This window comes from Chitinophaga sp. YR627, assembly GCF_900114995.1.
Classification (GTDB): domain Bacteria; phylum Bacteroidota; class Bacteroidia; order Chitinophagales; family Chitinophagaceae; genus Chitinophaga.
Genome location: NZ_FOUX01000004.1, coordinates 815,462 through 829,709, shown reverse-complemented (window position 1 = coordinate 829,709; position 14,248 = coordinate 815,462). Strand labels below are relative to the sequence as shown.

The 14,248-nt window shown below is 47.0% G+C and carries 12 protein-coding genes; 7 read left to right on the top strand and 5 right to left on the bottom strand.

The window, feature by feature from the left end:
• Positions 1-2: 2 nt before the first annotated feature.
• Both BMZ72_RS23900 and moaC read right to left on the bottom strand, forming a co-directional pair.
• Positions 3-590 (bottom strand): NTP transferase domain-containing protein, encoded by a 588-nt coding sequence (locus tag BMZ72_RS23900; protein ID WP_089812207.1) that lies wholly within the window; start codon positions 588-590, stop codon positions 3-5.
• Positions 591-600: 10 nt separating this feature from the next.
• Positions 601-1,083 (bottom strand): cyclic pyranopterin monophosphate synthase MoaC, encoded by a 483-nt coding sequence (gene moaC, locus BMZ72_RS23895; RefSeq protein WP_089812206.1) that lies wholly within the window; start codon positions 1,081-1,083, stop codon positions 601-603.
• Positions 1,084-1,126: 43 nt separating this feature from the next.
• On the opposite strand from moaC, the gene BMZ72_RS23890 reads away from it, so the two are divergent.
• The 3 genes from BMZ72_RS23890 to BMZ72_RS23880 all read left to right on the top strand — a co-directional run bounded on the left by BMZ72_RS23890 (position 1,127) and on the right by BMZ72_RS23880 (position 5,263).
• A complete protein-coding gene (locus tag BMZ72_RS23890) occupies positions 1,127-2,335 on the top strand; it encodes a molybdopterin molybdotransferase MoeA (RefSeq protein ID WP_089812205.1) in 1,209 nt (402 codons plus the stop codon).
• 248 nt (positions 2,336-2,583) lie between these two features.
• Positions 2,584-4,023 carry a DUF1800 domain-containing protein gene (locus tag BMZ72_RS23885; protein ID WP_255373278.1) on the top strand — a complete coding sequence of 480 codons (1,440 nt, stop codon included), beginning with the start codon at positions 2,584-2,586 and terminating at the stop codon, positions 4,021-4,023.
• A gap of 25 nt (positions 4,024-4,048) precedes the next feature.
• Positions 4,049-5,263, top strand: a complete 1,215-nt coding sequence (locus BMZ72_RS23880; RefSeq protein WP_089812203.1) for a DUF1501 domain-containing protein — start codon at positions 4,049-4,051, stop codon at positions 5,261-5,263.
• Here the strand turns inward: BMZ72_RS23880 and BMZ72_RS23875 are convergent.
• From BMZ72_RS23875 to BMZ72_RS23865, 3 genes are all read right to left on the bottom strand, one after another.
• Complete coding sequence (locus BMZ72_RS23875) at positions 5,260-5,754, bottom strand: hypothetical protein (protein WP_143087774.1); 495 nt, start codon at positions 5,752-5,754, stop codon at positions 5,260-5,262. The genes BMZ72_RS23880 and BMZ72_RS23875 overlap by 4 nt on opposite strands.
• 144 nt (positions 5,755-5,898) lie before the next feature.
• Positions 5,899-7,950, bottom strand: coding sequence for an OPT family oligopeptide transporter (locus BMZ72_RS23870; RefSeq protein ID WP_089812201.1), 2,052 nt, complete (start codon positions 7,948-7,950; stop codon positions 5,899-5,901).
• A gap of 176 nt (positions 7,951-8,126) precedes the next feature.
• Entirely contained in the window at positions 8,127-9,851 is a 1,725-nt protein-coding gene (locus BMZ72_RS23865; protein WP_089812200.1) for a peptide MFS transporter, read from the bottom strand.
• A 200-nt stretch (positions 9,852-10,051) separates the two neighbouring features.
• Here BMZ72_RS23865 and purD point away from each other — a divergent pair, with 200 nt between their 5' ends.
• The 4 genes from purD (at position 10,052) to BMZ72_RS23845 (ending at position 14,167) form a co-directional block, all read left to right on the top strand.
• The gene (purD, locus tag BMZ72_RS23860; protein WP_089812407.1) at positions 10,052-11,329 is read left to right on the top strand and encodes a phosphoribosylamine--glycine ligase; all 1,278 of its coding nucleotides are present in this window, start codon (positions 10,052-10,054) and stop codon (positions 11,327-11,329) included.
• A 355-nt stretch (positions 11,330-11,684) separates the two neighbouring features.
• The gene (locus tag BMZ72_RS23855; RefSeq protein ID WP_012787871.1) at positions 11,685-12,707 is read left to right on the top strand and encodes a rod shape-determining protein; all 1,023 of its coding nucleotides are present in this window, start codon (positions 11,685-11,687) and stop codon (positions 12,705-12,707) included.
• A gap of 66 nt (positions 12,708-12,773) precedes the next feature.
• A complete protein-coding gene (mreC, locus tag BMZ72_RS23850) occupies positions 12,774-13,661 on the top strand; it encodes a rod shape-determining protein MreC (protein ID WP_177222915.1) in 888 nt (295 codons plus the stop codon).
• On the top strand, positions 13,658-14,167 hold the full coding sequence (locus BMZ72_RS23845) for a hypothetical protein (RefSeq protein ID WP_089812198.1): 510 nt from the start codon (positions 13,658-13,660) through the stop codon (positions 14,165-14,167). The genes mreC and BMZ72_RS23845 overlap by 4 nt, the downstream gene beginning before the upstream one ends.
• The last annotated feature ends 81 nt before the right edge of the window (positions 14,168-14,248 follow it).

Sequence of the window (14,248 nt, the reverse complement as noted above, 5' to 3'; positions counted from 1 at the left end):
CATTATTGCAGTCCCAGCTGAGCCCCTGCTTCTTTCATTTCGTCTGGTGTATTGGCATTAAAATGCTCTGCTGAGAACGGATTTTCTATCTGATGGATATCAGCGTTCAGTAAGGTCTTACGGGGGCAGTTTCTGCCTTCCGTTACATTCTGCCAGAGCTTTTGCAATCCGGAAGGCTCCCAGATCGCGATCAGCGGTTCCGGCAGGTGATTAACAGGACTGATTAGTGAGGTCGCGTCTTTTTCTGCCTGTCTTTGTGTGATCAGATAGTTTATGCTTTGTTCGCTGATCAATGGTAGGTCTACCGCCAGTACCAGCCAGGCCGCATCCGGAAAGGCCTTGTTGGCGCTCAGTAAGCCTATAGAAGGACCACCGCCTTCCACACTATCTGTTATAACATCGATATCTGTACGTAAATTTTCCTGCTGATCTTCCCGGCAGGAGACATATACTTCCGGAAGGACGGATCTTACCAGTTCATAGAGATATTGCCATTGCGGCACGCCATGGTAGGCGATCAGGCTTTTATCCTGCTGCATACGTGTACTGCGGCCACCGCATAGAATGAGTCCTTTTAATGGAGCTGCCATGTCATTGTTTTTAAAAATCCCTTTTGCCACCTGTTTTGCTCAGCAGCCGTGTTTGTCTGATGACCATCCCGTGTGTAAATGCTTTACACATATCATAAATTGTCAATGCAGCCACACTGGCGCCTGTCAGCGCTTCCATCTCCACACCCGTTTTACCGGTCGTTTTGATCGTACAGCGTACCACTGCTTCTTCCTCTTCCAGTGTGATATCCACCTGACACCCGTCAAGTAGTAATGTATGACATAAAGGTATCAGCTCCGGTGTTTTCTTGGCCGCCATAATACCCGCCAGGATGGCGGTTTGGAAGACGGCCCCTTTCGCAGTATGTATATCTTTTCCGCTGAATTGTTGTCTTATGATCTCCGGCAGAAATACCCTGCTTTCTGCCACTGCCACACGTACTGTATCTGTTTTGCCGCTCACATCCACCATGACCGGTTGATCTGCTGCATTCAAATGTGAAAATCCCTGTTGACTTGAATCATTGCTCATAATGGAATAAATTTACAACTAAAGCAATCAAACCTCCAAAACAATGCTGATAGACGTAACTGCCGCATCTGCCGCTGTGATGAGTACTGTCCGTGACTTCGGAATGGAACAGCTGCCCTTTACTGCCGTTACCGGACGTATCCTGCGGGAACCGGTCTTATCTGACAGAGATTTTCCCCCGTACGACAGGGTGATGATGGACGGTATTGCCATCGATTATGAGACCTATGCTAAAGGACAGACTGTCTTTGGTGTAGAAGATATGCAGGCAGCAGGTATGCCCCGTAAACAGCTGGGAAATACCGCCAATTGCATGGAAGTAATGACCGGCGCTATCCTGCCGGAACTGACGGATACCGTCATCCAGTATGAACACCTGGTCGCTACAGAGCATGAAGGCTTTAAGCGTTTTACCATCAACGCCGGCGTGGAAAAAGGACAGGCTATTCACCGACAGGGTGCAGACGCTGCTGCCGGACAACTGGTTATTCCTGCCGGCACCTGGTTAACCGCCGCTGAGATCGGCGTACTGGCTTCCGTAGGGAAAACACTGGTGAATGTCAGCCGGTTGCCTAAAGTAGCTATTATCGCCACCGGCGATGAACTGGTACCTGTAGCCGATACACCGGATATCCACCAGGTAAGGATCTCTAACTCCTATAGCCTGGCAGCTGCGTTAAAAGAGTTGGGTATCGAAGCCAGCTGTCACCATGTACACGATAATGAGGCCGCTATACGGTCTTTATTTGAGTCATTGAAGGATGCGGATGCCTGGATCTGTACAGGGGCTGTATCAGCCGGAAAATACGATTACCTGCCATTGGTACTGGAACAAATGGGCATGCAGCAGCTGTTTCATAAAGTACAGCAACGCCCGGGAAAACCCTTCCTCTTCGGACAGTTTGAAAACGGTCCTGTCGTATTCGCCCTGCCGGGTAATCCCGTATCCGGCTTTATGTGCTGCTACCGTTATGTATTACCCTGGTTGCGTGCCAGCCTCCAATATACAGCGCCTCCTACGCCGCATGCGGTACTGGGAGCAGATGTCAGTTTTTCGTCTCCACTGACCTACTTTATGCCGGTAAGACTGCATCCGGTAGCGGGTGGACAGCTGATTGCCCTGCCGCCACCTTATCACGGTTCAGGAGACCTCGCCGCTTTATTGCAGGCAGATGGCTTCCTGGAACTGCCTGCCGAACAGCGGGTGTTTGAAAAAGGAAGTAGCTACCCCGTATGGCGGTTCAGACCATAGTCAATTAAGAATTAGGAATTAACAATTAAGAATTATGCTTTGGTAAATGGCTGATTCTTAATTGTTAATTCCTTTTTGCAATTGTCTGGTTTATTCGAATAGTAGTTTTTATGTAAAGTGCGGCTAACCAATTCCTAATTCTTAATTCCTAATTATTGTTGTCGTAACAATTTGGTGATGTTAAATCTTCTGCCTGCTGTTAAACCTTCTCTCTTCTCTCTTGTCAAACCCAAAATCTATCTACCTGTATGCCCGCAGTTCCTGAAAAACTACAAATGCAGCACCTGGCATGGAGAGCCGGATTTGGTGCTTCTCCTGCAGTAATTGAAGACTGGACCCACAAAAAACGTCGTCAGGTCATCAGTAAGATCCTGGCAGGACCTGAAAAAGACGTACAAACGCCGCTGAAAGTCCGCGATGTTTCCGATTTGCCCGATCGGAGCAAAATGATGTCTCCCGAAGAAAGGAGGGAACTGAACAGAATGAACCGCCAGGGTGTCAAAGACCTCAACCTGCAATGGATGAATGAAATGGTACAAAGTGAGCATCCCCTGCGGGAGAAAATGGCCCTCTTCTGGCATGGACATTTTGCCTGCCGTACGCAGAATGTACTGTTCAATCAGCAGTTATTACAGGTAATAAGAGAAAATGCCCTGGGTAATTTCGGTGAATTACTGACCGCTGTTTCCAGGTCGCCCGCTATGCTGCAGTTCCTGAATAATCAGCAGAACGTGAAAGCACATCCGAATGAAAACTTCGCCCGCGAAGTCATGGAGCTATTCACCATGGGAAGAGGGCATTACTCCGAAACTGATATCAAAGAGGCCGCTAGATCTTTTACGGGATGGGCATATGAAGGCGATGGCAGTTTTGTGTTCAGAGAGAAAAGACATGATAACGGACAAAAAACAGTGCTGGGAAAGAGCGGCAATTTCAATGGAGATGATGTACTGAAAATACTCTTAGACCAGAAAGAAACTGCCAGATATATCACCACTAAAATATATCGCTACTTCGTCAGTGAGAACCTGGACGAAGCGAATGTGAACAAACTCGCAGATAAGTTTTACTCCTCCGGATATGATATCGGTGCATTGATGCAATACCTTTTCAATGCGGACTGGTTCTATGATGCAGGTCTGATAGGTACACGTATAAAATCACCGGTAGAGTTACTGGTTGGATTACGTAGAACCGTACCCGTTGAGTTCGAAAGAGAAGAAGTGATGTTGTCATTCCAGCAGGTATTGGGACAGGTCTTATTCTATCCTCCCAATGTGGCCGGATGGCCAGGTGGACGTAACTGGATCGATAGTTCCAGTCTGATGTACCGCATGCAGTTACCCAAGATGATACTCTATGAAAAAGAGTTTAATATCACACCAAAGGAAATTACGCCTGAAATGGGTATGGGTAGTTATAAAGTAACGATGGAGCTGAATGAATCTGTACAGAAACAGTATGCAAGAAAGATCAAAGGAGTGATCAACTGGAATGCGTTACTGAAAGATTATGAAAAAGTATCGCGTGAAAAACTCGCGGAAGCCATCTCCGGATCATTGTTGCAGGCGAATAAAAACGTCAGTAAACAGGTGCTGGAAAATTATGCAGACGCATCTTCCCGTGAAAACTATATTAAAACCGTTGCAATCGCAGTGATGAGCACACCGGAATATCAGTTGTGCTAATGTATCCACTTTAAAAAATCAAATCATGCTGATCTTAAACAGAAGAAGTTTCTTACAGGTGGGATCATTGGCCTCTGCTTCCATGATGATGCCTAAATTCCTGAAAGCATTCGAAAAAGATAACCTGGTGCCTCCCGGCAATAAAGTACTGGTCATTATACAATTGTCTGGTGGTAACGACGGATTAAATACCGTCATTCCCTATCGTAATGATATTTACTACCGCTCCCGCCCGACCCTGGGCATTCAACGTGAACAGGCTTTATCCCTGACAGATGAAATAGGTATTCATCCTGCACTGCAGGGATTGAAAGGACTGTATGATGAAGGTTCGCTGGCTATCATGAATAACGTGGGGTATCCTAACCCGGACCGTTCGCATTTCCGTTCGATGGATATCTGGCAGTCTGCAAGCGCCTCATCTGAAAACTGGACAGATGGCTGGATCGGCCGTTTCCTGGATGCTCAGTGTAAAGGTTGTGATAAGCCTGTACAGGCACTGGAAATAGATGATACATTGAGTCTGGCGATGAAAGGTGATCTGCAGAAAGGGCTGGCCTTTAAAGATCCTGATAAGTTGCAGGCAGCAGCCAATGACCGCATGTTCAAAGAGCTGCTGGGTAAGGAAAATGGGGGTCATCCGATAGATGATGATCATGCGCCGGTAGATTATCTGTACAAGACGATGGGCGCCACCATGTCATCCGCAGGATATATTAAAAATCAGTTTAAGGCATATAAAACAAAAGAGCTTTTTCCGGCGACGGACCTGGGCAAAAACATGCAGACTATTGCCCGTCTGATCATGTCAGATATCAGTACGAAAGTATATTATGTGTCACATGGTGCGTTTGATACACATGTGAATCAGCTGGCATCACAGCAAACGCAGTTGAAAAGGCTGGATGAAGCGATTACAGCACTGACCCGTGAACTGAAGAATAACAATCGTTTCCAGGATGTGGTGATTATGACCTTCTCTGAATTTGGCCGTCGTGTGGCACAGAATGCCAGTGGAGGAACAGATCATGGCACTGCTAATAATATGTTCCTCATTGGCGGCGGACTGAAAAAACAGGGATTGCTGAATGATGGACCGGATCTGGTCAATCTGGATGAAGGAGACCTGCAACACACGGTCGATTTCAAAAGTGTGTATGCTACATTATTAAAAAACTGGTTGAGTGCAGATGATGCGGCTATTCTGAAAAAGCAGTACGAACATTTATCCTTTGTCTAATTGGTAGTGACAATCGCCCGCAGGAAACCGTGTGTGATAGGTTTGGGAACGAATGTACCACTGGTGTCTACGGCTGTACCATAGAAAGACGCTTCTATGAGGCTGTCTTTAACGTTTCTGATAGAAAGGGAAAAAAAGCCGTATGTCTGATCTGCTAACTGTGTGATATTGTTTTTATCATAATGGACAGAGAATTTGTTGCCATCCTGTGAATAGAATACACCATGATCAAGTCCTTCACTGCTGCCTATCAGGGTAATGTTCAGTTTCTCGGCTTTTTCCCCGCTGGCAGTAATGGTCAGTTTGTCGATATCATTGTTCGGATCGGTATCTGTCAGATCGGCCCTGGTGATAACAGCTTTTGGATTTTCGCCTATAAAGAAGATGCTGTCCATCTGACAAGATATAAACTTGCGTACTTCTTCATGTTGTTCTTTTTCGCAGGCAGATAGCAATAAGGCAACACAGACAATAGTTAAAATTGGGCGCATAAGAAGGGGTATTTGGTTCTATAACGCAATAATAAGCAGTTAATTGTGAATATTATAGCCCCTGAAAATTAAAAAATCCTGATCTGTCACAGATCAGGATTTTTAATATTTATGGACGACAGACAATGAGTTGTCTGCGCCGGTTTATTTTTTAACAGCTACACGATAGAGATAGGTTCCCATCAGCGCAAAGGCGACAGTTCCCAGCAGGAAGTATCCACCTGTTCCGAGTGTATGTGAAAGCGTCTCTTCCAGGTTAATGCTGGCCAGTACACTTGCTGAACCATCAAAGCCGGCAAGTATGGCAATGATTACACCGGCAACGGCGCCACCTGCTACCAGACCGGTTGCAAACAGATTACCCTTACCCAGTTCCTCTTCTTCAGCAGATACCTGGATATTATCTTTTTTGCGTTTTTTGTCTACCAGACCACGGATCGCACCACCGATAAAGATAGGCAGGGTGGTAGATAATGGGAGATAAGCACCTACTGCGAAAGACAGGGATTTGATACCGCAGAGCTCCATGGTGATTGCCAGGAACACGCCTACCAGTACAAACTGCCAGTCGAGGTTATAAGAAAGGATACCTTTTGCGAGGGTGGCCATCAGGGTACCCTGTGGCGCAGGATAATAAGTACTACCGATCGCGTGGTCAGTAACACCATTAGCGATCATTGCAGCAGTTGGTTTATCCAGGAATTTCACGGTCAGACCGATCACGATTGAAGAAACGATCGCACCGATGAACAGGGCCAGCTGCTGATACATAGGTGTTGCTCCTACGATATAACCAGATTTCAGGTCCTGAGAAGTACCACCGGCATTCGCAGCAGCGATACAGATCATACCACCTACTACCAGTGCCATTGGCTCATATACTTTACCACTCCATCCAACTGCGATAAATACCAGACAGGTACCCATCAGGGTTGCGATGGTCATACCGGAGATCGGGTTATTGGAAGAACCGATCAGCCCTACTATACGGCTGGATACAGTTACGAAGAAGGCGCCGAAGATCACTACCAGCAAACCTACCAGCAGTTTCTTGCCGATGGAATCGCCCGGTAACTGCGGAAGGAAGGCCATTAATACGACCAGCGCGATGCTACCGATCAATACTATCTTCACATTCAGGTCTCTTTCTGTACGGGGAACAGCACCATTTGCTGTACCACCTTCACCGTTACCTTCTTTTTTAAAGGAGCCGATGCTGCCTTTGAAAGAGGAGATGATGGTAGGTATAGTCTTGATGAGCGTGATAAAACCACCAGCTGCTACTGCACCGGCGCCGATCTGGCGTACATAGGCAAAGTATACAGCGGCAGAGAAATCGCCGAAAGTATGCAGGGTAGGATCCCAGTTACCTTTACCACCTGGTGTGGTTACACTGGCCAGATAGCCCAGTTTTACCAGCTGTGCGGCGATCATATCTGCCGGTACCAGTGAGGACAGTAAAGGGATCAGTGCCAGCCAGGACAGTACGCCACCAGCTACCAGTACACCCGCGATACGGGGACCGATGATATAGCCCACACCCATATATTCAGGGGTGATCTCACCACTGATACGGGCGGAAGGGAAGTATTTATTTACCTGTTTGGTCATGTAGAAAGGCACTTCTGCCACAATGTGCATGACCTTCTGAAGAATGGCATATATAAAAGCAAAGCCTAATCCGTAGAAAGCTGTTTTTGCAAAATCACCGCCTTTCTCACCAGCGATCAGTACCTCACCACAGGCAGTACCTTCCGGGTAAGGGAGGGTTTCATGCTCTTTCACGATCAGGGAGCGGCGCAGCGGAATCATCATGAGGGTACCCAGGATACCGCCGAAGATGGCCAGGATCAGGATCGTCATGTAATTGAAGAACTGCTCACCACCACCATCTGTCAGGAACAGGAAGCCTGGCAGGGTGAATACCACACCGGCAGCAATGGATTCACCAGCAGAACCGGTAGTCTGGATAATGTTGTTTTCCAGGATAGTGGTTTTGAAGAATCTGCGGCCAAGGGTAATGGCAATAACTGCGATAGGTATAGATGCAGAAACGGTCAAACCTGCTTTCAATGCGAGGTATACAGTTGCGGCGCCAAAGATGATCCCGAAAATACAGCCCAGTACAATGGACTTGATGGTAAATTCCTTCATATTCACCTCGGGTGATACGAAAGGCTTGAATTTATCTGCCATAAGTTGGTTTGATAGTGTAGATTTTTGTTGATTAAACGGCAATATAAGTGAAAAATCCCTTTTAGAACGGGCTTTTCGGATAATTGGTTGCAGTCAGGGACAAGTTTTAGCAGACATAAATAAAGAAGGCGCAACCGGGGTCGCGCCTTCTTTATTTATCTGATAATCAGTTGAATTTAGTAAGAACCCGTCTTTTCTTTCACGACCTGCGCGATCCATTTGCTGATCATCAGCATGACAACACCTGCAACAGCGGCAGATATTACAAGGATCAGGAAGTAAAGTTTCTTGTCGATGAACTCGTCCCAGAAGGTCGCCATCAGACCAGCCACTTTACCGGCGATCGCATTTACCAGGTACCAGCCACCCATCATGAGGGCCGTTACGCGTGGAGGAGACAGTTTAGATACCATGGAAAGACCGATCGGGCTTACCAGGATCTCACCTACCGTAAATACGGCGTAGGTACCAAACAGCCATGCCATAGACGATTTATCGAGGTAAACGTTGGTCATGGAAGCGGCTACCACCATGAGCAGGGAGGATGCGCCGGCCAGGAAGATACCCATAGCGATCTTCACAGGCGTGGTTGGCTCCTTACCGCTTTTGGCCAGCCAGCCGAAGAGCCCTACTACCATGAGACTGAATGCCACGATAAAGAAAGGGTTGATGGACTGGAAGATCTCGGTGGAGATCAGTCTCATTTTACCATCTTTTGGCCACTGGTCTTTTGGCAGGTTCTGGAAGTATGGGTCAGGTCCCTGTGTTTCCAGGGTTTTACCGCTGGCATCGGTCACAGCGCGGAAGTGCTCGTCAACCTGTGTTACGGCGTGAGGGTCTGTAGTAACGGTTTGCAGCATACCTAACGGCTTAGCTGCTTCTTCCACGGTAGCGGACATACCACGGTCGGTATACTGGTCAGCCCAGATGGTCAGACCGGTACTGTTCTGGTTATAGATCACCCAGAACACGATCGCTACTGCGAAGAACGCCAGCAGGGCGCCGAGTCCGCGTTTGTCTTCATGTTTCTTGGAAGTGGTATAAAGACGGATATAGAAGATAATGATCGGTACGCAGGCAAACATGAACGCGTCGTTGGAACGGGTGTGGAACAGGGTATGTTCTTTATTATCATGTATTAAGTAACCCAATATGTCATGCATAAAGTAACCGAGCGTAGCAGCGAGGATAGCCGGTACGAACACCAGGGATACGATCTTACCGATCGGCATATCATCCGGAGAAGGCTCTTTTCTGACATCGCCGGAGGCAATTACCTGCTGGTTGGTGCTGAAGATCACCAGGCCGATGAGCATACCTACGCCGGCAGCGGCAAATGCGTGGCCCCATCCGTAGTGGTTACGGAGATAGGCGGCTACGAAGTTGCAGATGAAGGCGCCGATGTTCACGCCCATATAAAAGATATTGTAGGCAACATCTTTCTTGGCGCGGAGGTCTTCTCTGTTATAGATATTACCCAGGATGGTACCGATATTGGGCTTAAAGAACCCGTTACCGATGATGATCAGGCCCAGGGCCACATACATGGCCATATCGCCGGGAAAGGCCAGACAGAAGTATCCGGCAGCAAGCAGGAAACCTCCGAGAATAACGGCCCGGCGGTATCCGAGGTAGCGGTCGGCCATGAGCCCTCCCAGGAATGGAGAGAGATATACTAATGCGATGTAGGAACCAACGAGGTCAGCAGCTTTGGTCGTATCGAGACCCTTACCTCCGTTGGCGGCAGGATCTACAAGATAAAGGAAGAAGATACCGATCATCAGGTAGTAGCCGAAGCGTTCCCACATTTCAGTAAAGAAGAGTACATACAATCCCTTATGGTGCCCCTTCCCCTTAGGGGACGGCGAAATTACAGGCTGCTCAACAGCAGTTTGAGTCATAATAGGTACGTTTAGTTTTTGTTGTTTATGGTGTTAGTCAGTCCGTCGAATCCGGCAAGTTAAATAAATTCAGCTTTTTATCAGGTAAAATGGTGTTTTTGGTCAAATTTTGGCCTTTCTTTGCAAAAAAATTGGAAGAACGGAGCAGATTGATCAGGTGAATGTATTTTAAGCGCGCAAGCGAATTTTTATTTTTTCATATGAAGATATTACTATTAGGAAGCGGCGGACGCGAACACGCCCTGGCTTGGAAAATGGCACAGAGCTCACATTGTGAACAGTTGTTTATAGCGCCCGGCAATGCGGGTACTGCCCAGTACGGTCAGAACCTGGATTTCGCTGTTTCTGATTTTGAGAAAATAAAGACCTTCTGCGTAGAGAATGCGATCTCTCTGGTAGTGCCGGGTTCTGAAGAGGCACTGGTAAAAGGAATTTACGATTATTTTCAGCAGGACGCTGCTTTACAGCACATTCCGGTAATGGGCCCATCTGCCCTGGGAGCACAGCTGGAGGGTAGTAAAGCATTTGCGAAACAGTTCATGCTGCGTCATGATATTCCGACTGCCGCTTACCGCGAGTTCAGTGAGGAAAATTATGAGGAAGGTGTGGCTTACCTGCGTACACATTCCCTGCCGATCGTACTGAAAGCCGATGGGCTTGCGGCTGGCAAGGGCGTATTGATCCTGAACGATCACGAAGAAGCAGTGGCGGAGTTTTCACAGATGATCAAAGATGCGAAGTTTGGCGATGCGAGCAAGAAAGTAGTGGTAGAACAGTTTTTGACGGGAATAGAGCTGTCAGTGTTTGTGCTGACAGATGGCCGTTCCTACCAGATACTGCCTACTGCAAAAGATTATAAAAGGATCGGAGAAGGAGATACTGGTCTGAATACCGGAGGTATGGGGGCTGTTTCACCGGTGCCGTTTGCCGACAAGGCATTTATGGACATGGTGGAAGAGCGTGTGATCCGTCCGACGGTGGCCGGACTGGAAAAAGAGCAGATCGCTTATAACGGGTTTATCTTCTTCGGTTTGATCAAGGTAGATGGGGAACCATTTGTCATTGAGTACAACTGTCGTATGGGGGATCCGGAAACAGAAGTGGTAATGCCACGACTGCAGAACGATCTGCTGGAACTTTTCAGGGCGGTGCAGGAAGGTAAACTTTCTTCACAGCAGATTTTTGAGGATGCCCGCGTGGCAACCACGGTTATGCTGGTAGCAAAAGGCTATCCGGAAGCATACGAAAAAGGAAAGGTAATCAGCAACATACCGGCACCTACGCAGGATCAGCTGGTGTTTCAGGCAGGAACACGTGCCGCTGGCGGAGAAATCCTTACCAACGGAGGACGTGTACTGACGATAACATCCCTGGCAGCAGATCTGGGCATTGCGTTGACACACAGCCGGCAGACAGCTGAAATTATTGACTTTGAAGGTAAATATTACAGGAGGGATATTGGTTACGAGTTCGTGTAGGTGATGTTCATTTGCGCCTTTCACGCCCTTACGGCGCGAAAAGTGTAGTTTGATCCTGTGGCCCGGAAAGTACCGGGAAGGACTGGCTGGGGTGGTCCTGGAGCACATAACTCATTCATATAGAGTACACAATTAACAGCAACCATTTTTCGTTTAAGCGTTTTCGAGAGTCATTACTATGCCAACGGTCACATTGACATTAATTGTTACAACTTATTAACCGGCTCATCCAATACAATAACTAACATTTTTTAATATTATAGTTGTATTATTGAGAAAACAAACAGTTTTTAGATTGTATATTCGTTGGAATTATTCATTTTTGCACACAATAATATTTTGACCATATTAAGCAATGGGGTTCTTTAATTTTTTAACACAGGAAATAGCGATTGACTTAGGTACAGCTAACACGCTGATCATACACAACGACCAGGTGGTGGTGGATGAACCTTCCATTGTTGCTATAGAGCGCGCAAGCGGTAAAATCGTGGCGGTAGGAAAGAAGGCCATGATGATGCACGAGAAAACACACGAGTACCTGCGTACGATCCGTCCGTTAAAAGATGGTGTGATCGCCGACTTTAACGCGGCAGAAGGTATGCTTCGCGAGATGATCAAACTGGTGTATCCCAAAAAGCCCTTATTCTCCCCCAGCTGGCGTATGGTTATCTGTATACCATCCAGCATCACAGAAGTAGAAAAACGCGCCGTACGTGACTCTGCTGAACAGGCAGGCGCGAAGGAAGTGTTCCTCATACATGAACCTATGGCCGCTGCATTGGGTATCGGCATCGATGTAGAAGAGCCGGTAGGTAACATGATTATCGACATCGGGGGTGGTACCACCGGTATTTCCGTAATCGCCCTGGCAGGTATCGTTTGTGACCAGAGTATCCGTATCGCCGGTGATGAATTCACTGCTGATATCATGGAAGCACTGCGTCGCTACCATAGCTTGCTGATCGGTGAAAGAACTGCAGAACAGATCAAAATTCAGATCGGTTCCGCACTGAAAGAACTGGATAACCCACCAGATGACGTGGCAGTAAACGGCCGTGACCTGGTAACAGGTATTCCTAAACAGATCATGGTGTCTTACCAGGAAGTAGCAGAAGCACTTGATAAATCTATCTTCAAGATCGAAGAAGCCATCCTGAAAGCACTGGAAACCACTCCTCCGGAGCTGGCAGCAGATATCTACCGCAGAGGTCTGTACCTCACAGGTGGTGGTGCATTGCTTCGCGGACTGGACAAACGTCTCACACAGAAGATTAAATTACCGGTACACGTAGCGGACGATCCATTACGTGCGGTAGTAAGAGGTACCGGAATCGCACTGAAACATGTAGGTAAGTATCCGTTCCTAATGCAATAATATCAGGAAATGTACAGGGCAGTATAACAGCTGCCTTGTACATCTTCTACCAAGAAAATATATCCTGTGCGTAATCTCATCATTTTCTTTAGGCGCTATTTTAACTTTTTTCTGTTTTTGCTGCTGGAAGTGATTTGTTTTGTGCTGGTATTCCGGAACAACGATCTGCAGAAATCAGCCTACCTCAATTCCGCCAATAGTTTCAGCGCCAGGTTATACGAAAGTTACAACAATGTGGAGTATTACTTACACCTGAAAGCTACCAATGACAGCCTGGTGAAAGAGAATGCCCGCCTCCATAACATGTTGCGCACCAGCTTCGACAGTGTTTCCCTCGACAATATTGTAAAACTGGACACCATCCGTCACTACAGTACAGATACCACCCGTAAGGTGATCGGTACTGAAGTTCGCCGTTACCTCTATAAAGAAGCTAAGGTGGTGAATAACAGTGTTAATAATCCAATCAACTACATTACTATCAGACGCGGCAGTGCCAATGGCATCCGGCCGAATATGGGTGTGGTTGGTCCGAGTGGTCTGGTTGGTGTAGTACGTAGTGTGAATGAGAACTACGCTGTTGTGCTTTCCCTGCTCTCCAAGGGCCGTAACTTCGGTTTCAGCGCTCGTCTGAGCTATAGCAAGGAAATGGGTACCGTACGCTGGTACGGTGGAGAAGCCGGATATGCAGTGATGGAAGATGTGCCGAAGAGTGTGAAACTTATCAGAGGAGATACCGTGGTGACCAGTGGTTACTCTGCCCTGTTCCCCGAAAATATACCTATCGGTTACGTTGAATCCTATACCACTACAGATAAATCCAGTACTTCTTATACCATCAGGATTAAACTGGCTACCAACTTTTATAACCTTCAGTACGTATATGTCGTAGACAATCTGCTGAAAGAGGAACAACAATCTTTGGAAGACTCAACCTACAGGCTGATTAAATGAGTATACTGTTAAGAAATATTATCCGCTTTGTGCTCTTACTGCTGTTGCAGGTATTCGTACTGAATAATATCCTGTTGCACCAGCTGGTAGGCCTTAACCTGTATATGTTGTTTGTCCTTTTGCTGCCATTTAACCTGCCACGACCTGCACTGATGCTGCTGGCGTTGCTGATGGGACTTGGTATGGACATGTTTATGAATACCATGGGTATGCATGCCGCAGCCTGCGTATTCATTGCTTACCTCCGTCCGTTCATCATCAACGTACTGTCTCCACAAGGTGGTTTTGAGACGACCCAGAAAACACCGTCCATGACTAGCATGGGTGTTTCCCAATTCCTGACCTATATCGGAATCCTGGTATTTTTACACAACCTGCTGTATTTTCCACTGGAGGTGTTCAGCTTTGCAAGCTTCTTTTACCTGCTTTTGAAGATCCTTTTGTCAACAGCCGCCAGCATTCTGCTGATCGTACTGTATGAATTATTGTTCTTTTCCAGAAAGTAGGCGGGAATCATTACAAAGACCATATTTTTTTGAGAGATTATGTTTTGTTAATTAGAAGAACGATAACAGATAGCACAGAAC

What these genes read in the sequence shown, in the direction of transcription:
- BMZ72_RS23900 (WP_089812207.1), bottom strand. Translation starts at nt 590, where the DNA reads ATGGCAGCTCCATTAAAAGGACTCATTCTATGCGGTGGCCGCAGTACA.
- moaC (WP_089812206.1), bottom strand. Translation starts at nt 1,083, where the DNA reads ATGAGCAATGATTCAAGTCAACAGGGATTTTCACATTTGAATGCAGCA.
- BMZ72_RS23890 (WP_089812205.1), top strand. Translation starts at nt 1,127, where the DNA reads ATGCTGATAGACGTAACTGCCGCATCTGCCGCTGTGATGAGTACTGTC.
- BMZ72_RS23885 (WP_255373278.1), top strand. Translation starts at nt 2,584, where the DNA reads ATGCCCGCAGTTCCTGAAAAACTACAAATGCAGCACCTGGCATGGAGA.
- BMZ72_RS23880 (WP_089812203.1), top strand. Translation starts at nt 4,049, where the DNA reads ATGCTGATCTTAAACAGAAGAAGTTTCTTACAGGTGGGATCATTGGCC.
- BMZ72_RS23875 (WP_143087774.1), bottom strand. Translation starts at nt 5,754, where the DNA reads ATGCGCCCAATTTTAACTATTGTCTGTGTTGCCTTATTGCTATCTGCC.
- BMZ72_RS23870 (WP_089812201.1), bottom strand. Translation starts at nt 7,950, where the DNA reads ATGGCAGATAAATTCAAGCCTTTCGTATCACCCGAGGTGAATATGAAG.
- BMZ72_RS23865 (WP_089812200.1), bottom strand. Translation starts at nt 9,851, where the DNA reads ATGACTCAAACTGCTGTTGAGCAGCCTGTAATTTCGCCGTCCCCTAAG.
- purD (WP_089812407.1), top strand. Translation starts at nt 10,052, where the DNA reads ATGAAGATATTACTATTAGGAAGCGGCGGACGCGAACACGCCCTGGCT.
- BMZ72_RS23855 (WP_012787871.1), top strand. Translation starts at nt 11,685, where the DNA reads ATGGGGTTCTTTAATTTTTTAACACAGGAAATAGCGATTGACTTAGGT.
- BMZ72_RS23845 (WP_089812198.1), top strand. Translation starts at nt 13,658, where the DNA reads ATGAGTATACTGTTAAGAAATATTATCCGCTTTGTGCTCTTACTGCTG.